Annotated in this window: 25 protein-coding genes and 1 tRNA gene; 13 read left to right on the top strand and 13 right to left on the bottom strand. The window is 67.6% G+C overall.

Features of this window, described 5'->3' with window-relative positions:
- Nucleotides 1-7 precede the first annotated feature (7 nt).
- Nucleotides 8-1,183, bottom strand: coding sequence for a low temperature requirement protein A (locus ASD25_RS02065; protein ID WP_056614575.1), 1,176 nt, complete (start codon nucleotides 1,181-1,183; stop codon nucleotides 8-10).
- 44 nt (nucleotides 1,184-1,227) lie between these two features.
- Here ASD25_RS02065 and ASD25_RS02060 point away from each other — a divergent pair, with 44 nt between their 5' ends.
- Nucleotides 1,228-2,583 carry an O-antigen ligase gene (locus tag ASD25_RS02060; protein WP_235562556.1) on the top strand — a complete coding sequence of 452 codons (1,356 nt, stop codon included), beginning with the start codon at nucleotides 1,228-1,230 and terminating at the stop codon, nucleotides 2,581-2,583.
- A complete protein-coding gene (gene parE, locus ASD25_RS02055; protein WP_056614572.1) occupies nucleotides 2,546-4,663 on the top strand; it encodes a DNA topoisomerase IV subunit B in 2,118 nt (705 codons plus the stop codon). The genes ASD25_RS02060 and parE overlap by 38 nt, the downstream gene beginning before the upstream one ends.
- Before the next feature lies 1 nt (nucleotide 4,664).
- Here the strand turns inward: parE and ASD25_RS02050 are convergent, their stop codons facing one another.
- The 4 genes from ASD25_RS02050 to ASD25_RS02035 form a co-directional block, all read right to left on the bottom strand.
- Nucleotides 4,665-5,180: a histidine phosphatase family protein gene (locus tag ASD25_RS02050; RefSeq protein WP_162252050.1), complete on the bottom strand. Its 516-nt coding sequence runs from the start codon at nucleotides 5,178-5,180 to the stop codon at nucleotides 4,665-4,667.
- 64 nt (nucleotides 5,181-5,244) lie between these two features.
- Nucleotides 5,245-6,591, bottom strand: a complete 1,347-nt coding sequence (locus tag ASD25_RS02045; RefSeq protein WP_369816532.1) for a glycosyltransferase — start codon at nucleotides 6,589-6,591, stop codon at nucleotides 5,245-5,247.
- 31 nt (nucleotides 6,592-6,622) lie between these two features.
- Nucleotides 6,623-6,778, bottom strand: a complete 156-nt coding sequence (locus ASD25_RS02040) for a hypothetical protein (RefSeq protein ID WP_235562555.1) — start codon at nucleotides 6,776-6,778, stop codon at nucleotides 6,623-6,625.
- Nucleotides 6,779-6,808: 30 nt separating this feature from the next.
- Complete coding sequence (locus ASD25_RS02035; RefSeq protein ID WP_056614563.1) at nucleotides 6,809-7,702, bottom strand: SPFH domain-containing protein; 894 nt, start codon at nucleotides 7,700-7,702, stop codon at nucleotides 6,809-6,811.
- A gap of 199 nt (nucleotides 7,703-7,901) precedes the next feature.
- Here ASD25_RS02035 and ASD25_RS02030 point away from each other — a divergent pair, with 199 nt between their 5' ends.
- The 3 genes from ASD25_RS02030 to ASD25_RS02020 all read left to right on the top strand — a co-directional run bounded on the left by ASD25_RS02030 (nucleotide 7,902) and on the right by ASD25_RS02020 (nucleotide 11,500).
- A complete protein-coding gene (locus ASD25_RS02030; RefSeq protein ID WP_056614561.1) occupies nucleotides 7,902-11,054 on the top strand; it encodes an autotransporter outer membrane beta-barrel domain-containing protein in 3,153 nt (1,050 codons plus the stop codon).
- Nucleotides 11,055-11,072: 18 nt separating this feature from the next.
- A tRNA-Val gene (locus ASD25_RS02025) sits at nucleotides 11,073-11,149 on the top strand.
- 78 nt (nucleotides 11,150-11,227) lie between these two features.
- Entirely contained in the window at nucleotides 11,228-11,500 is a 273-nt protein-coding gene (locus tag ASD25_RS02020) for a hypothetical protein (RefSeq protein WP_056614557.1), read from the top strand.
- On the opposite strand, the gene ASD25_RS02015 is transcribed toward ASD25_RS02020, so the two are convergent.
- From ASD25_RS02015 to queC, 4 genes are read right to left on the bottom strand one after another with little or no spacing between them, the layout of a single operon-like run.
- Nucleotides 11,497-11,967 carry a GNAT family N-acetyltransferase gene (locus ASD25_RS02015; RefSeq protein ID WP_200943497.1) on the bottom strand — a complete coding sequence of 157 codons (471 nt, stop codon included), beginning with the start codon at nucleotides 11,965-11,967 and terminating at the stop codon, nucleotides 11,497-11,499. The two genes, ASD25_RS02020 and ASD25_RS02015, sit on opposite strands and share 4 nt — an antisense overlap.
- Nucleotides 11,964-12,329: a 6-carboxytetrahydropterin synthase gene (locus ASD25_RS02010; RefSeq protein WP_056614555.1), complete on the bottom strand. Its 366-nt coding sequence runs from the start codon at nucleotides 12,327-12,329 to the stop codon at nucleotides 11,964-11,966. Before ASD25_RS02010 ends, ASD25_RS02015 begins: the two co-directional genes overlap by 4 nt.
- Nucleotides 12,326-12,961 (bottom strand): 7-carboxy-7-deazaguanine synthase, encoded by a 636-nt coding sequence (gene queE / locus ASD25_RS02005; protein WP_056614892.1) that lies wholly within the window; start codon nucleotides 12,959-12,961, stop codon nucleotides 12,326-12,328. Before queE ends, ASD25_RS02010 begins: the two co-directional genes overlap by 4 nt.
- The gene (gene queC, locus ASD25_RS02000; RefSeq protein ID WP_056614889.1) at nucleotides 12,958-13,632 is read right to left on the bottom strand and encodes a 7-cyano-7-deazaguanine synthase QueC; all 675 of its coding nucleotides are present in this window, start codon (nucleotides 13,630-13,632) and stop codon (nucleotides 12,958-12,960) included. The genes queE and queC overlap by 4 nt, the downstream gene beginning before the upstream one ends.
- Nucleotides 13,633-13,804: 172 nt before the next feature.
- On the opposite strand from queC, the gene ASD25_RS01995 reads away from it, so the two are divergent.
- On the top strand, nucleotides 13,805-15,439 hold the full coding sequence (locus tag ASD25_RS01995; RefSeq protein WP_056614553.1) for a response regulator: 1,635 nt from the start codon (nucleotides 13,805-13,807) through the stop codon (nucleotides 15,437-15,439).
- Here the strand turns inward: ASD25_RS01995 and ASD25_RS01990 are convergent.
- Entirely contained in the window at nucleotides 15,436-16,473 is a 1,038-nt protein-coding gene (locus ASD25_RS01990) for a ligase-associated DNA damage response exonuclease (protein ID WP_056614887.1), read from the bottom strand. The two genes, ASD25_RS01995 and ASD25_RS01990, sit on opposite strands and share 4 nt — an antisense overlap.
- 83 nt (nucleotides 16,474-16,556) lie before the next feature.
- Between ASD25_RS01990 and ASD25_RS01985 the strand changes: the two genes are divergently transcribed.
- The 7 genes from ASD25_RS01985 (at nucleotide 16,557) to ASD25_RS01955 (ending at nucleotide 19,944) form a co-directional block, all read left to right on the top strand.
- Nucleotides 16,557-17,027, top strand: coding sequence for a PaaI family thioesterase (locus ASD25_RS01985; RefSeq protein WP_056614550.1), 471 nt, complete (start codon nucleotides 16,557-16,559; stop codon nucleotides 17,025-17,027).
- Nucleotides 17,024-17,425: a PaaI family thioesterase gene (locus tag ASD25_RS01980; protein ID WP_056614546.1), complete on the top strand. Its 402-nt coding sequence runs from the start codon at nucleotides 17,024-17,026 to the stop codon at nucleotides 17,423-17,425. Before ASD25_RS01985 ends, ASD25_RS01980 begins: the two co-directional genes overlap by 4 nt.
- A 59-nt stretch (nucleotides 17,426-17,484) precedes the next feature.
- Nucleotides 17,485-17,898: a hypothetical protein gene (locus tag ASD25_RS01975; RefSeq protein ID WP_056614543.1), complete on the top strand. Its 414-nt coding sequence runs from the start codon at nucleotides 17,485-17,487 to the stop codon at nucleotides 17,896-17,898.
- A gap of 38 nt (nucleotides 17,899-17,936) precedes the next feature.
- The gene (locus tag ASD25_RS01970; protein WP_056614540.1) at nucleotides 17,937-18,272 is read left to right on the top strand and encodes a hypothetical protein; all 336 of its coding nucleotides are present in this window, start codon (nucleotides 17,937-17,939) and stop codon (nucleotides 18,270-18,272) included.
- A gap of 87 nt (nucleotides 18,273-18,359) precedes the next feature.
- Nucleotides 18,360-18,788 carry a hypothetical protein gene (locus ASD25_RS01965; RefSeq protein WP_056614537.1) on the top strand — a complete coding sequence of 143 codons (429 nt, stop codon included), beginning with the start codon at nucleotides 18,360-18,362 and terminating at the stop codon, nucleotides 18,786-18,788.
- Between the two features lie 34 nt (nucleotides 18,789-18,822).
- Nucleotides 18,823-19,251 carry a hypothetical protein gene (locus ASD25_RS01960; protein ID WP_056614534.1) on the top strand — a complete coding sequence of 143 codons (429 nt, stop codon included), beginning with the start codon at nucleotides 18,823-18,825 and terminating at the stop codon, nucleotides 19,249-19,251.
- Nucleotides 19,252-19,308: 57 nt separating this feature from the next.
- A complete protein-coding gene (locus ASD25_RS01955) occupies nucleotides 19,309-19,944 on the top strand; it encodes a helix-turn-helix transcriptional regulator (RefSeq protein ID WP_056614531.1) in 636 nt (211 codons plus the stop codon).
- 58 nt (nucleotides 19,945-20,002) lie between these two features.
- Here the strand turns inward: ASD25_RS01955 and ASD25_RS01950 are convergent, their stop codons facing one another.
- The 3 genes from ASD25_RS01950 to ASD25_RS01940 form a co-directional block, all read right to left on the bottom strand.
- The gene (locus tag ASD25_RS01950; RefSeq protein WP_056614528.1) at nucleotides 20,003-20,476 is read right to left on the bottom strand and encodes an SH3 domain-containing protein; all 474 of its coding nucleotides are present in this window, start codon (nucleotides 20,474-20,476) and stop codon (nucleotides 20,003-20,005) included.
- Nucleotides 20,477-20,600: 124 nt separating this feature from the next.
- Nucleotides 20,601-22,274 (bottom strand): lysine--tRNA ligase, encoded by a 1,674-nt coding sequence (locus ASD25_RS01945; RefSeq protein ID WP_056614525.1) that lies wholly within the window; start codon nucleotides 22,272-22,274, stop codon nucleotides 20,601-20,603.
- Between the two features lie 47 nt (nucleotides 22,275-22,321).
- Nucleotides 22,322-22,726, bottom strand: coding sequence for a hypothetical protein (locus ASD25_RS01940; protein WP_235562554.1), 405 nt, complete (start codon nucleotides 22,724-22,726; stop codon nucleotides 22,322-22,324).
- Nucleotides 22,727-22,874: the final 148 nt, after the last annotated feature.

The following is a 22,874-nucleotide window of genomic DNA, read 5'->3' as shown; positions in this document are numbered from 1 at the left end:
CGACACGTCAGTGGCCGACTTCGGTGTCCACCGGCGACCGGTGTCTGACCAAGGTCTCCCAGGCGCCCACGCCGACCAGCACCGCAGTGGCGCAGATGGCAAGCCCGAGCGGCGTCAGCACCGGCACCGCAAAGGTAAGCGCACCGAGCGCCGCGATCCCGCTGAGCCGTGACGGCGACCACAGGCCGAACGCCGCCAGCTTGAACACCTGAGCCCCGATCAGGAACAGCATCGGCCCGCCGATCAGGACCGCAGCCATGGGAAAGTCAATGACGCCGCCCGGATGGCTGAGAGACATCTCGTCCCCCACCGCGGTTACGACGATGCCGGCGACGACGAGGATCGGCGCATAGGTGTAGGCGCGTCGGGCGACGCGGCCCGTGTCGCTGGAGTGCTCGATAACCGCCGATGCGGCGTCATGGGCCTTGCTGAACCATATCCACCACATGGCGAGAGTTCCGACGAAGGCCGCAGCGAACGCGCCCACGACCGAAGGCGTCCAGTCCAGTCCGGCGAACGTTGCGCCGGTCACCAGAATGGATTCGCCCAGGCAGATGATGATGAAGAGGCCGACGCGCTCCGCCAGATGGGCGCCCTCGACCTCCCAATCGGCCGTATGCGAGCGGCCCAGCCCGGGCACCCAGAAATAACAGGCGGGCGCCGCGAACGCGATGAGCACCGCGACCAGCCACAGGGCCAGACGAGCCTGCCCCTCGAGAAATCCGCCTGCGATCCAGAGAACGCCGCCGCCGATGGCCCAGAGACTGATGCGCTGGAAGTTGGGGCGAAGCACCTCGTGCGCCCGCACCGCCCACAGTGTGAACAGGCTGCGCCCGACCTGCAGCGCCGCGAATGCGCAGGCGAAGATCAGACCTTTCTCGCCGAACGCCTCCGGCAGCGAGGTCGACATGACCAGTCCCGCGCCCATCAGAAGGAACAGCAGGGCGCGGACCGGCGCATGATCCGGATCGAGCCAGTTGGTGATCCAGCTGGTGTCGATCCAGGCCCACCACAGGGCGCCCAGCAGGATGGTCGCCTGCAGCACGCCGATCCACGTCAGATGGGCCAGCAAGCTATGCGAAAGCTGGGTGATGGCGAAGACGAAGACCAGGTCGAAGAACAGTTCGACGAAGCCGACCCGGGCGTGGGCCCCGTCCCGGGTCCTCAGAAGATCGCCCGCCATCCGATTCCAACCCTTCGTTAAGCCTGAGGCCTGACCCTGCATGGGTGCATGAGTCCCGTCCAGAAGCGGTCCTGACCGAACCGGTTCCCAGCCTGTGGGAACGGGCGATCTCGATCGGGATCATCGCCATGCTGACCGGCGCCCTGATCGGACCCGTCTTCGCGCCCCTGCAGGAAGAGACGCCGGTGCTGCGGCTGGTCTGGCTGCCGGCCTATGCGGCCATCTTCGGCATGGCGGCGTACCGGATCGACCGGCTGTGGCGCGCCTGGCCGGCGGCGCTGGCCATGGTCGCGGTTGTCGGCCTGGCCTTCGCCTCGAAATACTGGTCGATCGACTATGGCGTGACGAGCCGCCGGGTCATCGCTCTCGCCATCAGTTGCGTCTTCGCCCTGTATCTCGGCGCGGTGTTCCGCGGGCCGCACCTGCCGCGCCTGCTGATGCACGCCGCCCTGCTGATGGCGGTGGGCAGTCTGGTGATGGTCTTCGCCTTCCCCTCCATCGGCGTCCACCAGTACGACAACGCCGGCCTGTGGCGCGGCCTCTGGTACGAGAAGAACCAGATGGGGGCCGTCATGGTGATCGGCGCCACCGCCTCGGCCGCCTGCCTCGCCTCGCCGGACCCGCGTCGCCTGCTGCCCGCCATCGCCCTGGGCCTTGCGTCGATCCTCGTGCTGGCCACCCAGTCCAAGACCTCGTTGCTGTGCCTGATCGTCGGCCTCGGCCTCGTCGGCGCCTTCTGGTCGATGAAGCGCGGCGGCCCGGCCTTCAGCGTCGCGGCTATCTGGATCCTGATGGTGTTGGCCGGGCTCGGCATCTGGACGTGGGAAACCCACTCGGTCGCCGTGCTCGAGGCGCTCGGCAAGGATCCGTCCCTGACCGGCCGGACCGAGATCTGGGACAGTCTGATGCGCAAGGTCGCCGACCGTCCGTGGACGGGCTACGGCTACGGCGCCTTCTGGGGCCGGGCGGGCGAATCCATCCCCGCCGACTGGGTGCGCAAGGAGACCGGCTGGAGCGTCCCGAGCGCCCACAACGGCTGGATCGACCTGCTGGTGCAGCTGGGTTGGCCGGGCGCGGTGCTGGTCGGCGTTCTGATGGCGACCACGGGCCTGATTACAGTCCTCCGGTCCATGGGATCCGGCGCACGCGAAGGCTGGTGGGCGCTGGGATTCCTCGCCGCCTTCTTCGTTCTGAGCCTGTCGGAGAGCATTCTGGTGCAGCACCAGAGCCTGCCCTGGGTGCTGTTCCTGGCGGTCCTGACCCGCGCCGTCCTGCCGTCTCCCGCCCCGGTCGCCGTTCCGCTTGTGGAGAAGCGCCGCGGGGCCTACCAGACCCCCTCCCGAATCGCCGCACAGTATCCGCATGGGCCAGTCCGCCGACCTCCTTTCGCTGTTCGATGAAGAGCCGACGCAACCGCGTCCCGCCGATCTCGTCGCCACGCCTGAACCCGCGCCCGAGCCGGCGCTGACGCAGCAGGCCGCCGCGCCGAAGCCGGCCGCCGAGCCCGTCCGGGCGCCCTCGCCCGCTGAGCCTTCAAGCCCGCCGGTCGCCGGAAATTATTCCGCCTCGTCGATCGAGGTGCTGGAAGGGCTGGAACCCGTCCGCAAACGCCCCGGCATGTACATCGGCGGCACCGATGAGCGGGCGCTGCACCACCTGTTCGCCGAAGTTCTCGACAACGCCATGGACGAGGCCGTGGCCCGCCACGCCCGGCTGATCACCGTCGATCTCGACGCCGAGGGCTGGCTGTCCGTCCGCGACGACGGCCGCGGCATCCCCGTCGACCCGCACCCGAAGCATCCGGGCAAGTCGGCGCTGGAAGTGGTCATGACCGTCCTCCACTCGGGCGGCAAGTTCTCGGGCAAGGCCTATGAAACCTCAGGCGGTTTGCACGGCGTCGGCGTCAGCGTCGTCAACGCCCTGAGCGAACAGCTGGACGTCACCGTCTGGCGCGACGGCCATGAGTGGAAGCAGTCGTTCAGCCGCGGCCTGCCGCTCGGCTCCATCGTGCAGGGTCAGCCATCGAAGAAGAAGGGCACCCTGATCCGGTTCAAACCGGACGAGGAAATCTTCGGCGTCGGTGCGGCCTTCAAGCCCGCCCGCCTGTTCCGCATGGCCCGGTCCAAGGCCTATCTGTTCCGCGGCGTCGAGATCCGCTGGACCTGCGCCGCCGAGCGGATCACCGACCACACGCCGACCGAGGCCGTCTTCCACTTCCCCAACGGTCTGGCCGACGCCCTGGCCGAGCGGATCGGCACGCTGGAGACTGTCACCCCGACCTTCGCCGGCCGCGTCGAGCGCAAGGGCGAGGCCGGAGCCGTCGAATGGGCCGTGACCTGGTCCCCGATCGGCTTCGGCGAGGCCGACGGCTTCGTCTCCTCCTACTGCAACACCGTCTCCACGCCCGACGGCGGCACCCACGAGGCCGGCTTCCGCGCCGCGCTGGTGAAGGGTCTCAAAGCCTATGGCGAACTGACCAACGAGAAGCGCGCCAACCTGATCACGGCCGAGGACGTCATCGCCAACGCCGGCGCGATGATTTCCGTCTTCATCCGCAATCCCGAGTTCCAGGGCCAGACCAAGGACCGCCTCTCCTCCCCCGACGCCCAGCGTCTGGTCGAGCAGTTGATGCGCGACCCGCTCGACCATTGGCTGACTGAAAGTCCCAAGCAAGCCAACACCTTGCTGGGCTTTGTTATCGAACGGGCCGAGGATCGTCTGAAGCGGCGCAAAGATAAGGAAGTCCAGCGCGCCCAGGCCACGCGCAAGCTGCGCCTGCCCGGCAAGCTGTCGGATTGCTCGCGCCAGTCGGCCAACGGGACCGAACTGTTCATTGTCGAGGGCGACTCAGCCGGCGGCTCGGCCAAACAGGCGCGCGACCGCACCACCCAGGCCATCCTGCCCCTGCGCGGCAAGATCCTGAACGTCGCCTCGGCCACGGCCGACAAGCTGCGCGCCAATATCGAACTGTCGGATCTGGCGCTGGCGCTGGGCGTCCAGCCCGGCAGCCGGTTCAACATCGACGACCTGCGCTACGAGCGGATCGTCATCATGACCGACGCCGACGTGGACGGGGCCCACATCGCCGCTCTGCTGATCACCTTCTTCTACCGCTCCATGCCCGAGACGATCCGTCAGGGTCGGGTCTATATGGCCCTGCCCCCGCTCTACCGGATCAGCGCCGGGCCGCTGTCCGAATACGCGCGCGACGACGCGCACCGCGACGAGCTTCTGGCCACCGTGTTCAAGGGGAAGAAGACCGAGATCGGCCGGTTCAAGGGTCTGGGCGAGATGATGGCCTCCCAGCTCAAGGAGACCACCATGGACCCGAAGAAGCGCACCCTCGCGCGGGTCACGGTGCCGGAGTCCGAGGACGAGATCGAGGATCTGGTCGAGCGCCTGATGGGTCGCAAGCCCGAGGCGCGCTTCCAGTTCATCCAGGAAAACGCGCGCTTCGCTGTGGCTGATCTGGACGTCTAGCTCAGGGGCAGGTCGTCGGCGCGCCGTAGCGGGTGACCTGGCCATGGGCGGCGTCGCCCATAAGGTGCAGCATCGTCATGCGGTCGTATTCGCACTCGGGCATGTCGGCCGCCTCTGCATAACCCAGCGCGCGCGCGATCAGCGGAATGGTGTTGCTGTGGCCGACCACCAGCACGACCGCGTCGTCCGGCAGGGCGCGAACGCGTTCGGCGATCGACGCCACGTGTGCCGCCGCGCCGCCGTCGAAGCCGACCGGCTCGATCGTCACCGAATGGAGGGCCGCTGTCGGCTCGGCCGTCAGACGGGTCCGTTGCAGCGGGCTGGTGAAGATATGGCCGGGATGAGCGTCGGCCATCGCGAGCATCAGCGCACCCGCCCGGGCCTGTCCGGCTTCGGACAGCACGGGATCGGCGCTGGCGTCGGCCTTCTCGGCGTGACGCACGAGATAGACCGTCTGGGCCATGGCGGAGGTGGCGGCGAGCAGCGAGACGGCGGCTGCGAGCAGAAGGCGTTTCATCATCTCAAATCCCCGATTTCGTTCGAGATTGACCGCGCCGCGACCGCCTGTCGAGAGGCAGGTCTCAGTGGGCCTTCAGTTCACCGGGCTGGGCGAAGGCCGTCTCGCCGCTGACCTCGGCATAGACCGAGCTGAGATCCTCGAAGACCCGGTTCCAGGCGAAGCGTTCGACCGTCCGCACCCGGGCGGCCGCGCCGATGGCCTCGATGTCGCGTGCGAACAGCGCCTCGACGGCGGCGGCGTACTGGATCGGATTGGCGCTCTTCGCCAGCTGGCCCACGGTGTCGTCGACGGTTTCCTTGACCCCGCCGGCGTTGACCCCGACGACGGGTCGGCCGCAAGCCATGGCCTCGAGCACGATCAGGCCGAACGGTTCCTTGTCGTTGGCGTGAACGAAGGCGTCACAGGAGGCGATGATCTTGGCCACCGCCTTGGGGTTGGCTTCGTATGGCAGGGAGATGACCCGCTCTTCCGCCGGCATGCCCGCGCCCGCGCCCACGAGGACGAGATAGTAGGGATCACCCAGCTTCTGGACCGCCTCGATCAGGACATCGATGTTCTTTTCCCGGGCGGGACGGCCGGCGAAGCACAACAACCGCGCCGACGCGGGCAGGCCCAGCTTCTTCAGCAGCCAGTCGCGATCGCCGCGGTCGGGGCGGAAGGTGTCGATTTCCACGCCCAGCGGCCGGATGACGATATTGCCCACGCCGGCCTCCTCCAGACGACGGGCGATGAACCGGCTTGGCGAAACCACCTTGTCGAACTGGCCGAACAGCCGGGCCCAGCGCTTCTCGACGGGCTTCTTGGCCCATTCGCCGAAATGGAGGGCGGCGAGGCCCGCGGGATCGGAGTGGCAGAAGCCGACGACGGGGCAGCCCGCCCGTTGACCGGCCTCAAGCGCGCCCTGCCCCGGCGTATAGGGATCGCCGGCCTCGATGATCGACGGGTTCAGCGACGCCACCCAGGCGCCCCAGCGCCGCACCGAGGTCGGCCAGCGATAGCCGTCGCCGAATGGCAGCTTGGTGGCGTGCAACTGGACGATGCCGTCGTCGCCCGCCTTGTGGTGCGCGCCCGGCACGACCAGCGAGTGGGTCACGCCCGGACGGTTGGCCTCAAGCCAGGCCTTCTTGGACAGCAGATAGCGCTTCACCCCGCCTGAGCGGGGCGCGTACAGCATGGTGGTGTCGACCAGACGCGGCCGGCCGTCTTCTCCCGCGGCCTTGGTGGCGGCCAGGGTCTCGGAGACTTCCTCGTCCCAGCCGGGGATCAGGCGCAGTTCGCCTTCCTGCACCTCCAGCCCGGCCAGACTCACCAGTTCGCGTTCCGCCTCGCTGATGCTGGCGGCGCCGCGCGCGATCCGTTTCTGGATGCGGCGGGCCTTGCGAACCTTCGACATATGCGACTTGACCATCCGCCGCCCGTAGCGCCGCTGGCAGCCAAGCTCAAGCGTCGTCCGCTTGCGGAGGGTCCTCGGACGGCGTGACCCCCCGGCGATGCAGGGCTTCGCGCAGGAGGGTTTCGAGCTGGGCGTTGACCGAGCGCAGCTCGGCGGCGGCCAATCGCTCGACCGCCGCCATCACGCCCGGGGACGCGCGCATCAGGAAAGGCTTACGCGGACGCGCCATGAATCAACCGTACAGGGTTCCGGTGTTTACGACCGGCTGGGCCTCCCGGTCGGCGCAGAGGACGACCAGCAGGTTGGACACCATGGCCGCCTTGCGGTCCTCGTCCAGTTCGACCACGCCGCGCTCGTTGAGATCGGCCAGGGCGTTCTCGACCATGCCGACCGCGCCGCGGACGATCAGGCGGCGGGCGGACAGGACCGCCTCGGCCTGCTGACGCTTCAGCATGGCTCCGGCGATCTCGGGGGCATAGGCCAGGTGAGCCAGGCGGGCTTCGTCGATAGCTACGCCCGCGACGCTGACCCGGCCGACCAGTTCGTCTCGCAGGCGGCCGGCGACGTCCTCGGCGTCGGCGCGCAGGGTCATTTCCGGCTCGTCCGTCTCATCGCCGTGGTCGTAGGCGTAGTGCGAGGCGATGTCGCGCAGGGCCGTATCGACCTGGATGTTCACAAACGCCTGATAATCATCGACATCGAACAGGGCCATGGCCGAGTCCTCGACGCGCCATACGACGTTGGCCGCGATCTCGATCGGGCTGCCGCGTTTGTCGTTCACCTTCAGCTTGTCCGAGGTCAGGTTGCGGACGCGCAGGCTGACTTTTTTCCGGCTGTACCACGGCAGAACCCAACGCAGACCGGTCTTGCGGTCCGTGCCGCGATAGTCACCGAACAGCAGGATCGCCATCCCCTCGTTCGGTTGCAGCGAGTAGAGACCGCAAAGCAGCAGCAGGCCCAGAACCGCGGCGGTGATGCCGGCCACGACCCGCAGGGCGGTGTCCGGATCCTGCGCGATACTCACCGGGCCGAGAATCAGCAGCGCCAGGCCGATCAGAAGCACGATCACGCCATTGGCGGTCTTCGCGGGACGTTCGACGGATCTCGAATGGGTGGTTGCGGTCATGGGAGCCCTCCTCAAGCAATATGAAAGTGATATCACTTTGATGCCACATTAGGCAATAGCCCCGCTTGATGTGTGGCCTCGAATACCGGCTTCGGCCTTGCATTCGCCTCAAATTCGAGAAACTTGAGGCAGGCTGGCGTGGTCCCTGTTAGAGGATCGCCCGCGTCTCTGGCGTATCGTCCACAGGGGTTTCTACCGAATGCGTATTCTACTCGCGACCGCGGTTGCGATCGCTCCCGTGATTTCGACCGCCCGCACCACGGCGATCACGACGTCGAACCCGGCCGGCGCCGGGCCTGATGACATTCGCATCGCCAGCGGCGGCGCGATCAACGTTTCCTCCGGCGCGGCCGTCACTGTCGACGCCAGCGAAAACCTTACCGTGGATGCGAGCGGCGCGATCAGCATGACCGCGGCCGCCGACGGCGCGACCGGCGTGCTGGTCAACCCGGGCCTGACCTCAACCCTGACGATCAACGGCTCCATCAATGTGGTCGACAGCATCGGCGCCTACCCCGACACCGACAATGACGGCGACCTGGATGGCCCGTGGGCGACAGGGACCGGCCGTTACGGCGTCCGCTACGCGGCAGGCGCGCCCGTAACCGGCGACCTGATCATCGGTTCAGCCGGCGTCATCAGCGTCGATGGCAACAACTCCTACGGCATCTCGATTGAATCGGGCCTGAACGGAAAACTGCAGAGCCAGGGCGCGGTCCGGGTGTTCGGCGACAATTCCATCGCGATCCGCACCCAGGGGACCATCACCGGTCCGGTCACACTGATCGGCGCCGTCAGCGCACGCGGCGCCAACGCATCTGCGGTCTCCATCGGCGGCAACGTCGGCGGGCGTCTCTCGCTGCAGGGCGAAATCAGCGCCTCGGGCTACCGCTACACATCGCTCGGCAGCGACGCTTTCGAAGGTCGACTCGACGCCGAGGACAAGTTGCAGGGCGGACCCGCGGTGATCGTGGCCGCCAATGTAGCCGGCGGCGTGGTCGTCGATCGCCCTCCCGTCGACGCGGACACCGCGAATGCGGACGAGGACGCCGACGGGATTCCGGACGCCAACGAATCCACGGGCGCGATCACCAGCTTTGGCGCCGCTCCGGCCATCGCGATCGGCTCGGCGACGAGTTCGATCTCGCTCGGCGCCGCAGGCACGGGCGCCAGCGCCTATGGTTTCATCAACCGCGGAACGATCGGCGGCCAGGGCGTTTATTCCGGCGTCAACGCCAACGGCGTCCTGTTCGGCGGCAATGCCGGACAGACGGTGACGGTGGCGGGGGGCGTCCGCAACGAGGGAACCGTGTCGGCCCTTGCCCGGGACGCGAACGCTACGGCGATCGGGATCGGGGCCGGAACCACGGCTCCCGAGATCTTCAACTCCGGCAACATCACGGGCGCCGTCTCCAGCGAACTGGCCGGGACTTCGGCCACCGCGATCCGGATCGACGCCGGCGCCACGGTCAACAGCCTGGTCAACAACAACTCGATCCTGGCCTCGGCCGGGGGCGGCGCGGCGACGGTCACCGGCATTCTTGATCTCAGCGGCACTCTGACCTCGATCACCAACACCCGGTCGCTCCAGGCGACGCTCAGCGCGAATGACGACGGCGACCCGATCACGGGCACCACGACCGCCATTGACGTCAGCGCCAACACGACCGGCGTCACCCTCCTGCAGAACGGTGTGGCCGCCACGCCGACGGCGGCCAATCCCGACACGGACGGCGACGGCGTGCCGAACGAGAACGAACCCCGGATCATCGGGGCCATCAAGCTGGGCTCCGGCGCTGATACCGTCGACATCCGCAACGGCGACGTTCTGGGCGACATCAGCTTCGGCGCCGGCGCTGACCGTCTGGCTATCACGGGCGGCGCGTCCGTTCGCGGAGCCCTGTCTGACAGCGGCGGCGATCTGACCATCGACGTGACGAACGGCACGCTCGATGCGCGCCAGACCTCGCGGATGAATATCACCAGCCTGAACGTTGGCGGTGACGGCAATCTGATCGTTACCCTGGATCCGGCCAACAACGCCGGCGGCGGCTTCAATGTTTCCGGCACGGCGACGCTGGCCAACGGCGCAGGTCTCGGCGTGCGCTTCGCATCACTGCTCACGACGCCGAGCCGGTTCACGCTGATCGACGCCGCGACGCTGAACTTCGGCGCCATCGACCTGGACTCGATCGAAACCAACTCCCCCTACCTCTTCAAGGTCGACGCGGGAGCCAACGTCCCGGCCGGCGAGGTCTTCGTCGACGTCCGCCAGAGGACCGCCGAGGAAGCCGAACTGATCCCGGTCGAAGCCGAGATGTACGACGCCTTCTACACCTCGCTCGGCGACCCCGACGCGGTGGAAATGCGCAACGCCTTCCTGGCCCAGAACGACCGCGAAGGCTTCATCAACCTGTACGAACAGCTCCTGCCCGAACACTCGGGCGGTCCGCTGCTGTCGCTGGCGTCGGGCGTCGACGCCGTGACGCGCGCCCTGACGGGCCGCAACGCCTCGGCCGCGCCGGGCGAGACCAGCGCCTGGGTGCAGGAGATCACCTTCTACGCCGACAAGGACAAGACCGACACCTACGGCTTCCGCTCGGAAGGCTTCGGCGTCGCCGGCGGCGTCGAGCGCGGCACCGGCTTCGGCAATATCGGCATCACGGCGGCCTTCACGTCCTCGGACCTCGAAGACCCCGAGGCCGAGGCAGAGGAAGTGCTGTCGGCCAACCTGTTCGAACTGGGCCTCTACTGGCGCGCCCAGGGTCAGTACTGGACGACCTGGGCTCGCGCTGCGGCCGGCTATGCGACCTTCAACTCGGAACGCCGGTTCGTCGGCGGCGGTCAGAACCTGACCAACACGTCTGACTGGAGCGGCTTCAGCCTGGCCGCGGCCGGGGGCGCCTCGTACGAGCGCACCTACGGACGCTTCAACATCCGCCCCGAAGTCTACGCCGAGTATTTCGGCCTGAGCGAGGACGGCCACGTCGAAGAAGGCGGGGGCGACGGCTTCGATCTGGAGATCGACGACCGCGAAGGTCACCTGTTCTCCGCCACCGCCGCGATCAACATCGGCATGGCGATGGGCGAGAACAGCTGGATGCGTCCCGAGCTGCGCGTCGGCTGGCGCCAGAACATCTCGGTCGATCCGGGCGAGACCATCGCCCGCTTCCGTTCGGGCGGTCCGGACTTCACCCTCGACGGCGGCACGATCGAAGGCGGCGGGCCGCTGGTCGGCTTCCGCCTCAACATCGGCAACGAACTGGGCATGCTGTCCATCAGCGCCGACGCCGAGATGATCGAGGACTATGTCCGCTACATGCTGTTCCTGCGGGCCAGCTTCCGGTTCTAGGTCAGGCGCGAAGGGTCAGGGCGGCTAGCTCAGCTGGTCAGAGCACCTCGTTTACACCGAGGGGGTCGGGGGTTCGAACCCCTCGCCGCCCACCACGCCCCATCATGTCCTCAATGCCCGGTCAGGATGCGTTCACGTCTGCGGGTTAACCCTGACGGTCAGGAGAGATTCGCATGTCCATGTCCCCTACCCGCGTCGCCGCGCTTTCAGGCGTCATTGGTTGCGCCATGATGCTGCAAGGCTGTCTGGTGGGCGCGGTTGTGGGCACGGCGGGCGCGGTCGTCGGCGGCGCGGCCCAGGTCACGGGCGCCGTGGTCGGGGCAGGTGTCGATGCGGTCACGACCTCGGACGAGGAGACCAGGGCCAAACGCGAGCGTGAACAGCGCGAGTACGAACGCGAACAGCGCCGCTGCGAACAGCGTCAGCGCCAGGGCCGCGACTGCTAGAACAGGCGTTCCATGGCGTAGTTGTGGATCGGCACGCCGCCGATCTCGAAGTCCCGACGCTCGACGACCGTATAGCCGCGCTTCACGAAGAACCGCTTAGCCGGCTCGCTGGCTTCCACATACAGGCGTGACAGACCGCTTGCGCGCGCGGCCTGCTCAAGAACCTCGAGCAACACCGTCGTAACGCCCTGCCCCGCCACATCGGGGTCGGCGAACAGGAAATCGATGTGTCCGTCGGGTTCCAGATCGGCAAAGGCCGTCACGCGATCCGTTGCGTCCACCGTCACCCAGCAGCGGCGGCCATCCGCCATCTTGTCGCGAAAGCGCGCTTCGCGTGGCTCACGGCCGATCCAGGCCTCGATCTGGGCCGGCGCATAGTCGCGTGACGCGATACCCCGCACCGCCCGCTCGAACACGGCGGCCAGAGCCGGGGCGTCGCCGTCGCGGTAGGGGCGGACCGAATTCACAGGCTCAGCGTACAGCGCTCGTGGATGGTGGGTCGCGCCACCGTAATCCGGCTCAGCCCCGGCCATTCCGGCTTCAGCCGCTCCGCGAACCACAGGCACAGGTGTTCCAGCGTCGGAAGTTCCAGCCCCGGCTTGTCGTTCAGCAGACCGTGATCCAGCTCTTCCGCAGCGTCCTTCAGCGCACGGTCCAGCGCGCCGAGGTCTGCAACCCAGCCATGGCCGTCAAGCGCCTCGCCCCGCACCGTGGCCTCCACGGAGAACGAATGGCCATGCATGCGCCGGTACGGGCTGCCGTCGGGCTCGTTCGGAAAATGGTGGGCCGCGTCGAAGGTGGCCGCCTTGGTGATCTCGAAAACGCTCATCTTACGCCGATGTATTTGTGGGTCTGGACGCTGAGCCGCCACTTGGGATGGGTCAGGCAATAGTCGATGGCCGCCGCCGTATTGGCCGCCTGATCAGGGCCATCCATCGGCTGCAGCCAGAATCGTTCGAAGGCCAGATGCTCGAACCGGTCGGGCATGGCCTTCGCCTGCGGAAAGACCAGCTTCAGCTCCTGACCGGAGGTCTGCTCGACCGGCGCATCGGCCTTGGGGCTGACGCAGATCCAGTCGATCCCCGCCGGCGCCGCCAGCGTGCCGTTGGTTTCGATCGCGATTTCGAACCCGCGCGCATGCAGGGCGTGGATCAGGGGCGTATCCAGCTGCAGCAACGGTTCGCCGCCGGTGCAGACGACCAGCTTCGGATCCCCTGCCCGCCCCCGCCACCTCGCATCGATATGATCGGCCAGGGCCCCGGCGCTGGCGAACTTCCCGCCGCCATCGCCGTCCACGCCCACGAAATCCGTATCGCAGAAGGTGCAGACCGCCGTCGCCCTGTCGCGCTCCAGCCCGTTCCACAGATTGCAGCCGGCGAAACGCAGGAAGACGGCCGGTCGCCCGGCCTGTCCGCCCTCGCCCTGAACAGTCAGAAACACTTCCTTGGCGGAATAGGTCATGCGCCCGCCCATTCCGAATGTCCCGCCGCCCGCAGCTCGCAGGCCGGGCAGTCGCCGCAGCCATAGCCCCATGCGTGCCGATGGTCCCGGTCGCCGCGGTAGCAGGTGTGGGACGCCTCGATGATGAGCTCGACCAGCGGCGCGCCGCCGATCCGGTCCGCCAACGCCCAGGTCTCCGCCTTGGTCAGGGCCATCAGCGGCGTCTCGATCACGACCGGCTTGTCCAGCCCGAGGCTGAGCGCCGTCGCCATGGCGTCGATCGTGTCGCGGCGGCAGTCGGGGTAGCCCGAGAAATCCGTCTCGCACATGCCGCCGACCAGGACGTCCAGCCCCCGCCGATCCGCCAGAGCGGCCGCACAGGTCAGGAACACCAGATTCCGCCCGGGGACGAAGGTGGTGGGCAGGCCCCGCGCATCCAATTCGATAGCCCGGTCCGCCGTCAGGGCGCTCTCGGCGATCCGACCGTAGCCCGTCAGGTCGACAACATGGTCGGGACCCAGACGACCGGCCCACTGCGGCAGGACGGCCTGCATCCCCTCGCGCACCTTCAGGCGTGCTTCCATCTCGACGGCATGGCGCTGGCCGTAGTCGAAACCCACGGTCTCGACGCGCGAAAACCGCTCCAGCGCCCAGGCCAGGCAGGTGGCGCTGTCCTGCCCGCCCGAGAACAGTGGCCGCGCGCATAAACAAGGGGATGGGCCGCCTCGAGTGGCGGGCGGGCCTTCTACACCAGCGCAGGACGCAGGGCAAAGACGGCCCAAAAACGGCGGTTACTGACCTTAACGCTTCTGCAAAGGCTTGTCGGGCAAAGGTGCCCACGTCGCAGTGGAGTTATGGCCGGATATGCCGACCATCGAAGTCTTGACCGAGCGCGCCGAGGCGGTTTCGCCCCAGACGTTGGGCAGCGCTGTTTTCCAGCGCTTCGAGCGCGAACCCGACACCCTCGTCATTCCCGTCGTCGACGCCGGCAAACCGGTCGGCCTGATCGAGCGGAACGCCTTCCTGCTGAAGATCGCCGCCCCGTTCGGCCATGCCCTCTACGCGGGCCGGCCAGTCCTGCATCTGATGGATGATGAACCGGCGGTGGTCGAAGCCGGCGTCGCCATCGACGCCTTCTGCGACGTCCTGTTGAAAAGCGGTCCCGGCGCCCTGATGCGCGGATTCATCGTCACGCGGCAGGGCAAATACCTCGGGATCGGCACCGCCGTGTCCCTGCTGCAAGCCGTCAACGACCGGCAGCGTCGTCACAATGAGGAGCTGGCCGAACAGACCCGCGTCCTCGGCGACGCCCGCACCCAGGCTCTCGCCGCCGCACGCGCCAAGAGCCAGTTTCTCGCCATCATGAGCCACGAGCTGCGCACGCCGATGAACGGCGTACTCGCCGTCGCAGAACTGCTGCGCCGTCAGCCGCTGAACGCGCAGGCCCACGCTCACGTCACCACCATCGTGGATTCCTCCGAGACCCTGCTGCGCATCCTGCAGGACGCCCTGGACCTGTCGCGCGCCGAGGCGGGCGAACTGGAGCTGCACGCCGCACCCACACCCCTGCGGGGCCTGATGGACGACGTCCAGTCCCTGTGGGAGCCCCGCGCCTCGCAAGACAACGTCACCCTGATGGTGAGCTACGAGGGCGACACCGATCTGACGGCTGTTATCGACGGCGTACGAGTCAAACAGCTGTTCAACAACCTGATCGGCAACGCGCTGAAATTCGCCCGCAACGGCGTTGTCGAGGCGGGACTGAAGGCCGTCGCGAACGGCGGCCGGATCCAGCTCGAGGCGCGGGTTCGCGACGACGGACCGGGCGTCGACCCTGATCGTGTCGATGAGATTTTCGATCCGTTCGTTCATGGCTCCGGTCCTGACGGGGCCGGTCTGGGCCTGGCGATCTGCCGGCAGATCGTGGAACGGATGGACGGGCGCATCTGGGCGGAAAACAATCGCGGGCCGGGCGCGACCTTCGCCTTCGACGTCGATGTCCCCCGCGCCCAGGCCGAAACGGTCGCGCCTTCCAATGTCGAAAGCATCGGCGATGGCGAACTGCTGTCCAACCCTCACATCCTGATCGTGGACGACAACGCCACCAACCGCGTGGTCGCCCAGGCGCTGTGCGAGATGTTCGGCTGCACGTCCGAAACCGCCGAGGACGGCGTCGAGGCGCTGGAAGCCGTGCAGGAACGCCGGTTCGATCTGGTCCTGATGGACATCAAGATGCCCCGCATGGACGGGGTTCAGGCGACGATGGCCATTCGAGCCCTTGACGGTCCCGCCTCCACCCTGCCGATCGTGGCCCTGACCGCGAACGCCGATCCTGACGACGCCCGGAAATACGTTGAGATCGGCATGGCCGCCGTGGTCGAGAAGCCGATCAAGCCCGAGCGCCTGCGCATGGCGATGAATCTGGCCCTCGAACAGGCCACCGCGACGGCCCGAGCCGAGGCCAATCCAGCGACAGGGCCAGCCCGTTCGGTCGCCTAGCTGACCGCTTCATCTGCCGATCCCGCCTCGTCGTCCTCTTCCTCATAGCCGACCAGCCGAAGAGCCCTCGCCGTCTGGCCGTTCAGCTCGCACCAGCGCAGCAGGCCCTCCTCCCGACCGTGAGTGATCCAGACCTCCTCGGGCTTCAACTCCGTGAAGGTGGCGACCAGTTCGGGCCAGTCCGCGTGGTCCGACAGCACCAGCGGCAGTTCCACGCCTCGCTGGCGCGCCCGCGCCCTGACCAGCATCCAGCCTGAAGCGAACGCCAGCACCGGGTCGGCGAACCGACGCGCCCAGCGGTCCTGTGTCGCCGAAGGCGGCGCGATCACAACCTCCCCGCCCAGCGCGTTCGGTTTCAGGCCGGTTGCGGGCAGGATCGGGCCCAGATCGACGCCTTCCCGTTCGTAAAGCCTGTTCAGGCGCTCCAGCGCGCCATGGACGTACACCGGACGATCCCATCCTGCCTCGCGCAGCAGCCGGATGACCCGCTGCGCCTTGCCGAGGGCGTAGGCTCCAACCAGATGGGCCCGGTCCGGAAACTGGCGCAGGGACTGCACCAGCCGGGCGATCTCTTCGCTGTCGGGCGGGTGGGTGAAGACCGGCAGGCCGAAGGTCGCCTCCGAGATGAAAACGTTGCACGGCACGGGCTCGAAAGCCTGACAGGTCGGGTCGCGCCGGCGCTTGTAGTCACCGGAGACGACCATGGTGATCCCCTTCCAGCGGATCACAGCCTGGGCCGAGCCGAGTACATGACCCGCCGGCGCCATGCCGATCTCGACGCCGTTGTGGACCATCGTCTCGCCATAGCCCACGGACTGCCGCTGACCGGTGAATTCTTCCCCATACCGCTCGGCCATGATGGCCAGGGTCTGGGGTGTGGCCAGCACTGTTCCATGGCCCGACCGCGCATGATCGGCATGGCCGTGCGTAATCACGGCGCGATCCACCGGCTGGACCGGATCGACGTAGAAGTCGCCGGGCGGGCAATACAGGCCTGCCGGCGTGGGCCTGAGCAGGTCTTCAAAGCGGATCATGGAGGGCATATGGCGGTCATGGCGCAGCAGACAACGCGCGGGGCGGGCTTGCGCTCATTTCCCGTCCGAACCAGAAGCGCATCATGACTTCCGCCATCCTCGACCTGTTGCCCCAACTGGCCAGCGGCGCGGCTCACACCCATGCGCTCGGCTTCGTCTTCGACGGCGTGGAGGGAGACCGCGTCCGCATCCGCGTGCCGTGGCGGGAGGATCTGGTCGGCGACCCCGAAACCGGCGTCCTGTCCGGAGGGTTGGTCACCACCCTGCTGGACCATGTCGGCGGGCTGGCGACCTGGGTGGCGCTGGGCCGGTTCGAACCCCTCGCGACCCTCGACCTCCGCGTAGACTACATGCGCGCGGCGGCGCCCCGCCGGGACCTGATCGCCGAAGCGCGCTGTTACCGACTGACCCGGTCTGTCGGCTTCGTCCGCGCCTGGGCCTTCGAGGATACGGCCGAAGACCCCGTCGCAGCCGCCCAGATGGCCTATATGCTGGGTTCCGGCGAGGGTCGCGGCGCCGGCGTCAACCTGCGCGCGGGCGGAGCGGCGGCATGACCGATCTTCTCCACCGCCTGCCCTACGCCCGCTTCCTCGGCCTCCTGACCGAGGCCGACGGCGACAATCTGACAGTGACCATGCCCTTCGCCGACAGGCTGATCGGCAACCCGGTCCTGCCCGCGCTCCACGGCGGCGCCACCGCGGCCCTGCTTGAGCTGACGGCGGTGGCCCAGGTGGCGGCCCTGTATCCGCGTCTGCGCCTGCCCCGGCCGATCAACGTCAATGTGGCCTACCTGCGGTCGGGCCGGCCCGTGGATGTCCACGCCAGCGCGCGAATCAGCCGGGCCGGTCGCCGTGTCGCCCACGTCCTGGCGGAAGCCTGGCAAGACGACCGCGCCCAGCCGATCGCCGCCCTGACCGCACACTTCCTACTTGCGGTAGGCGACCTGGAGTAGCGTTCTAGTAGCACGCATGCTCGGCTCCTCCTGTGACGCTTGGTCACCGGAGGAAGAGCATGACGAGACAATCCATCGGCGAAAACCTCGCCGCCCGGCTCTATGCAGCCGAGACCGCAATCGACCTCGCCCTGATAGAGACGGCCATGCTGGCGGCCGAGCTCCCGGCCGCCCGCGCTGACGCCTATCTTTCGGCTGTCACTGGACAGCGGGCCTTCGACGGCGCCGCGGGGGCCCTGAGCGCCCTCTCCACCGCACGATCCCAGATGGTTCAGACCCACACCGCCCTCGCCGCCCTGGCGCGCAAGCTCGGCCTCGACGCCCTGGCGATGGGTCCCGTCGACAAACCCGGCGACACGCCCCCGGTCGGTGGCGGCGGCGGGGACGGTCCCGGGATCCGGGCAAACATGGTCAATGAGACCCTACCAAACGCGGTCAACAAAACCCTACCGTACACAACGGAACCGTGTTAAAGGCTCGTTCACCTAGTTTTCTCAGTGGGAGGCTTTTCGTGACCAAGAACGAAGTGATCAACAGCGTCGCTGACGACCTGAACGCAACCGAGCAGGCCGTTGACGCTGCTATCGCCCGCGCCACCTCGCTGGTTCAGGCGATGATCGGCGCCCGCGCGTCGCTTAACCTTTCGCCGGTGCTCGGCGCTGACGCCCAGACCAAGGCTCTGGAAGCGATCGCGGGCCTGAGCGCCGCCCGCCAGGCCATGGTCTCCTGCCATGCCGAACTGGCCAAGGATCACCGCCGTCTGGGCTGGGGCACCCTGGCTCGTCCGCCGATGGACAAGGGACTGGAGGAAAATCCTCCTGTTACCGGTCGCTTGCGGGCAGTTTAACTCTACGTAATGTCGACCGCCGGACATTTCCCCGGCGATCTACTTCAGGCATGATCGCCCCCGGGCTTGCGGCTCGGGGGCGATTCTGTGTTTGAAACGACGTATTCGCAGATCCTCACGGGGCTCATCGTCCTTGTGGTCAGCTTTGCCCTGATCAAGGGCGACGAGCCTGAACGGATCGGCGGCGCCGCCTATGCCCTGATCATGATCGCCGGCGTGATGACCTGGGAAGGCGGAAACGTGAGTCTTCCGGCGTGGGGGCCGATGGCGCTCGACATGCTGCTGCTGGCGGTCCTGGTGGGGCTGGCCTTTCATAGCCGCCGGGCCTGGCCCGTCTGGGCCGCCGCCTTCCAGGCCCTGATCGTGACAAGCCATGTCATGCTCGCTGTCGACCTGCGGCCGCCTGCGGACGCAGTCGCTGCCGTAAACAACCTCGCCAACTACGGCGTGCTCATCGCTATGGCCGTCGGCACCTTCTGGGCATGGCAGGAGCGTCGTGCGCTTCGCCCCCTGTAGACCTGCTCCCGGTCGTCGTTGAAGGGCCGGGCAGTTGTTTGACACCCTCTACGCCCAGATCGGGACGGCGATATCCCTTGTCGTCGTCGCCTTCGCCTTTCTGAAGGGCGACGAGCCGGAGCGCGTCGGCGGGGGCGCATTCGCCCTGGCGCTGTTGGCGTCGCTGCTGCTTCAGGACGACAGCCGGCTGTCCGGACCCCAATGGGGACTGATGATCGTCGATACGGCGATGCTGTGGGTCTTCGCCGCACTGGCGTGGAAAAGCCGGCGATCGTGGCCCGTGTGGTCCGGCGGGCTTCAGGCCCTGATCGTCATGAGCCACCTGTTGACCGTCGTCGACCTGCGCCCGCCCATGGCGGCCTTCTACGCCGTAATGAACATGGCCAATTACGGGATTCTGCTCACCCTCGCGCTGGGGACTTTTCGATCCTGGCGGGACCGGCGCACAGACGGACTGGAGTAGGCGGATATTCCTAGATAATCTCGATCCGAATCACTTCTCTGGCTCTGCCGAAATCTCATGCCCCTGTCCCATGCCCAGCTGTGGAAGGCGATCGACGGCCTCGCCCGACGCGAAGGCCTGAGCGCCTCGGGTCTGGCGTTGCGGGCCGGCCTTGACGCGACCAGCTTCAATCCCTCCAAACGGTTCGGCGCGGGTGATCCGCCCCGGCCCCGCTGGCCTTCAACCGAGAGCCTGACCCGCATCCTTCAGGCCACCGGGATGTCGCTGGGCGATTTCGCCACCCTGGCCCTGGACGCCCCCGAGCGGCCGGCTACCGCTCCGATGCTGGGCATGGCCCGGGCTGGCGAGGACGGCTTCTTCGACGACGCGGGATTGCCCGCCGGCGACGGATGGGAGCAGACGGAACTGCCTCAGCCCAGGGACACCCTGTTCAGCCTCAGGATCGACGGCGACTCCATGGTCCCCCTGTATCGGGAGGGCGATCGGGTGCTGGTCGACCGCGACGCGACCCGGGTCCGCAAGGGGGACCGCGTCGTCGTCCGAACCACCTCCGGCGAGACCCTCGCCAAGGAGTTGGCCGCGATCACGGCGCGGTCGGTGACATTGGCCTCGATCAATCCGGCCTATGAGCCCCGGACCCTCGCCCGCCGCGACATCGTCTGGATGGGCCGGGTCCTGTGGGTCAGCCAGTAAGCAACAAAAAAGGCCGCCCCTTTCGGAGCGGCCTTCGATGTCTCTATGTCAGTTCGCCCTAGTAGGCGGTGACGTAGTTGGCGTTGACCCAGCCGCCACCGGCGATCTGAACCCATTCACCCTGCGAGCCGATCACCGCGAACGGTTGGCCGGCGCGCAGCGAGCCAGCCTGGCGGTAGCTGGTGCCGGGTCCCGAGCGGATCCGCAGATTCGACGTTGCGCGGTACTGGGCGCCGCTGCTGGCCGTGGACTCGGCCCTGGCGCGCTGCTGGTTACAACCGATGTAGGAACCGGCGGCGGCGCCGGCGCCCGCGCCGGCCACGGCGCCAAGGGTGCGTTCGTTCTTCGAAATCTGGCTGCCGGCCAGACCGCCGATGACTGCGCCGATCAGGGCGCCGGTGCGTTGACGGCCGCCGGGGGCGTCGCAGTTCGTGATGCCGTTAGCCTGCGCCAGGGCGGCGGTGGGAGCGGCGGTGACCAGGGCCGCCAGGGCGGCGGCGGTGGCCAGGGTGGTGTTCATGATCTTCGACATGGCTCTCTCCATTCATCGAGGTTGGTCGATGGCATGCACAATGCGCCACGCTGGATGAAGGCTCCCGGAGGCTCGCCGTTATATTCGGTTCATGTACGTTACCGCACGCGCACCGCCCCGAAGGTCACGCCGAAGCGAGCTCGCCGTTTGCGCCCGCCTCGATCAGCGCGACGGTCTGCGGCAGACCATAGATCGCCGCGAACGAGCCGAACCGCGGTCCCTGCGGCGCCCCCAGCAGCACCTCGTACAGCGCTCCGAACCACCCGCGCAGCGGCTCGAACCCATGCTCCTTGCCCACGGCGTAGACCTCGCCCTGGATCAGTTCGCCGTCGGTCGTGCCGGCCGGCAGGGCCTTGAGCCGCGCCGCCAGATCCAGCAGGGCCGCCTTCTCCTTGTCGTCGGGCAGTCGGTAGGACTTCGTCGGCTTCACGAAGTCCTCGTAATAGTTCAGCGCCCGCTCCATCAGCTGGTCGAGCAGCGGCTCGTTCCGGGGCGTCGCCTCGGGCAGGTATCTGGCGAAATAGGCCCACAGCTGGTCCTTGTTCGACGCATTGGCCACGCCGACCAGGTTCAGCAGCAGGGCGAACGACACCGGCGAGGTATGCGTCGGCGGCGCGCCCGAATGGATCGACCACACGGCGTTGTCGATCTGCTTGGCCGGCTCCTGCGTCTTGAAGGCCTCGATGGCCGCCAGATAGTCGTCGATGGCCCGCGGAATGACGTTGAAATGCAGGCTCTTGGCCGACTTCGGCGACTGGAACATGTACCAGCTCAGCGATTCCGGCGTGCCGTACCGCAGCCATTCGTCCATCGTCAGGCCGTTGCCCTTGGACTTGGAGATCTTCTTGCCCTCGATGTCGAGGAAGAGCTCGAAGTTGAAGCCCTCCGGCGGCGTACCGCCCAGCGCCCGACAGATCTTGCCGCTCTCGCGCACGCTCTCGATCAGGTCCTTGCCGGCCATCTCATAGTCGACGTCCAGCGCCGTCCAGCGCATGGCCCAGTCCGGCTTCCATTGCAGCTTCACATGACCGCCAGTGACCGGAAGCTCTGTGCGCCCGCCCGCCGGATCGTCGAAGGTGATCGTCCCCTTCTCCACGTCGCGGTCAAGCGTCGGCACCTGCAGCACATGGCCGGTGACAGGGCTGACCGGCAGGAAGGGCGAATAGGTAGCGCGCCGTTCCTCGCCCAGCGTCGGCAGCATGATGGCCTGGATGGCGTCGAACCGCTCCAGCAGGGTCAGCAGCGTCGTGTCGAACCGTCCCGATCGGTACTGCTCGGTCGACGACAGGAATTCGTAGTCGAAGCTGAAGCTGTCGAGGAAGGCACGCAGACGGGCGTTGTTATGGGCCCCGAAGCTGTCATGCGTCCCGAAGGGATCGCGCACCACAGTCAGAGGCCTGTGCAGGTCCTCACGCAGCATCTCCGGGTTCGGAATGCCCTCCGGGACCTTGCGCAGCCCATCCATGTCGTCGCTGAAGGCGATCAGGCGCGTCGGCCAGTGGTCGCCTGTCAGGGCGCGGAACGCGTTGCGCACCATGGTCGTGCGCGCGACCTCGCCGAAGGTGCCCATGTGCGGCAGGCCGGAAGGGCCGTAGCCGGTCTCCAGAATGACCGGCCGCTGCAGTTCGGGGAAGGCCGCAAGCGCCTCGTCCGCCTTGCCGGCGTCGAACAGCAGCTTCGCCGCAGTCCGGTCGGCGTCCGACAGCCGCTTCTTCAGCACATGGGCCAGAAGATTGCGGGCCTGTTCGAACGGCCAGGATTTGGCGTCGCGCGCGAGGGTTTCGAGGTTCTGCAGCATGGGGCGCGGTTTGACGCTTCCCGCGCCTCCGGTCAACGCGGCTGCGTTCAGCGCCTGACGGCGTAAGCGACCACGGCGATCCCCGCCGCGACGATCAGGGCGTCCTCGATCAGCCCGCTTCGCGTCTGGCCGATCTCATCCATCGCCCGCTTGCGACCCGCCAGTGTCAGATACGCCATCGGCACGGCTGTCCCGACGGCCAGCCCCGCCCCTTCCCGCTCGCGCCCTCGCGGCGCCAAGGCTGCGCCGGCGATGCCCGCGCTCATGATCCGCGCCAAGAGCCCCAGGAACACCGTGCGATCCGGCGCCGACTTCATCTTGTCGCCCAGCAACTCGCCGACGCCCATGGCCAGCGCGCCCGCCGTGAACAGCGGATGTCCCAGCAGGACCAGTCGCCCGGGCGTCCTGCGTCCTGCCAGATGGGCGCGCGCGAGCGCCGCCATGGGAGTCATGGACCGGGCGCTGGCCACGGCGCCGATGAGGACGGATGGGAGGAGACCAGAAATGCGCATCCCCCATCGAACCCGTTCCCGCCTACGGGGTTCAACGCCGTGTGCAACCTCGTATCGCGTGGACGGTTGTTCGGGTCACAGTGGAGAA

The sequence above is a fragment of the Brevundimonas sp. Root1423 genome, assembly GCF_001426805.1.
The sequence above is the reverse complement of the archived record's forward strand: the minus strand, read 5'-3'. Positions and strand labels throughout refer to the sequence as shown.

Excerpts from the sequence above, each read along its gene's own strand:
- ASD25_RS01985 (WP_056614550.1), top strand. The coding sequence starts at position 16,557 with ATGACTTCCGCCATCCTCGACCTGTTGCCCCAACTGGCCAGCGGCGCG.
- ASD25_RS02050 (WP_162252050.1), bottom strand. The coding sequence starts at position 5,180 with ATGAAACGCCTTCTGCTCGCAGCCGCCGTCTCGCTGCTCGCCGCCACC.
- ASD25_RS02065 (WP_056614575.1), bottom strand. The coding sequence starts at position 1,183 with ATGGCGGGCGATCTTCTGAGGACCCGGGACGGGGCCCACGCCCGGGTC.
- ASD25_RS01955 (WP_056614531.1), top strand. The coding sequence starts at position 19,309 with ATGCCCCTGTCCCATGCCCAGCTGTGGAAGGCGATCGACGGCCTCGCC.
- ASD25_RS01975 (WP_056614543.1), top strand. The coding sequence starts at position 17,485 with ATGACGAGACAATCCATCGGCGAAAACCTCGCCGCCCGGCTCTATGCA.
- ASD25_RS02040 (WP_235562555.1), bottom strand. The coding sequence starts at position 6,778 with ATGCGCGCGTCCCCGGGCGTGATGGCGGCGGTCGAGCGATTGGCCGCC.
- parE (WP_056614572.1), top strand. The coding sequence starts at position 2,546 with ATGGGCCAGTCCGCCGACCTCCTTTCGCTGTTCGATGAAGAGCCGACG.
- ASD25_RS01990 (WP_056614887.1), bottom strand. The coding sequence starts at position 16,473 with ATGATCCGCTTTGAAGACCTGCTCAGGCCCACGCCGGCAGGCCTGTAT.
- ASD25_RS02030 (WP_056614561.1), top strand. The coding sequence starts at position 7,902 with ATGCGTATTCTACTCGCGACCGCGGTTGCGATCGCTCCCGTGATTTCG.
- ASD25_RS01995 (WP_056614553.1), top strand. The coding sequence starts at position 13,805 with ATGCCGACCATCGAAGTCTTGACCGAGCGCGCCGAGGCGGTTTCGCCC.
- ASD25_RS01945 (WP_056614525.1), bottom strand. The coding sequence starts at position 22,274 with ATGCTGCAGAACCTCGAAACCCTCGCGCGCGACGCCAAATCCTGGCCG.
- ASD25_RS02035 (WP_056614563.1), bottom strand. The coding sequence starts at position 7,702 with ATGACCGCAACCACCCATTCGAGATCCGTCGAACGTCCCGCGAAGACC.
- ASD25_RS02045 (WP_369816532.1), bottom strand. The coding sequence starts at position 6,591 with ATGGTCAAGTCGCATATGTCGAAGGTTCGCAAGGCCCGCCGCATCCAG.
- ASD25_RS01950 (WP_056614528.1), bottom strand. The coding sequence starts at position 20,476 with ATGTCGAAGATCATGAACACCACCCTGGCCACCGCCGCCGCCCTGGCG.
- queE (WP_056614892.1), bottom strand. The coding sequence starts at position 12,961 with ATGACCTATTCCGCCAAGGAAGTGTTTCTGACTGTTCAGGGCGAGGGC.
- ASD25_RS01940 (WP_235562554.1), bottom strand. The coding sequence starts at position 22,726 with ATGACTCCCATGGCGGCGCTCGCGCGCGCCCATCTGGCAGGACGCAGG.
- ASD25_RS02010 (WP_056614555.1), bottom strand. The coding sequence starts at position 12,329 with ATGAGCGTTTTCGAGATCACCAAGGCGGCCACCTTCGACGCGGCCCAC.
- ASD25_RS01980 (WP_056614546.1), top strand. The coding sequence starts at position 17,024 with ATGACCGATCTTCTCCACCGCCTGCCCTACGCCCGCTTCCTCGGCCTC.
- ASD25_RS02020 (WP_056614557.1), top strand. The coding sequence starts at position 11,228 with ATGTCCATGTCCCCTACCCGCGTCGCCGCGCTTTCAGGCGTCATTGGT.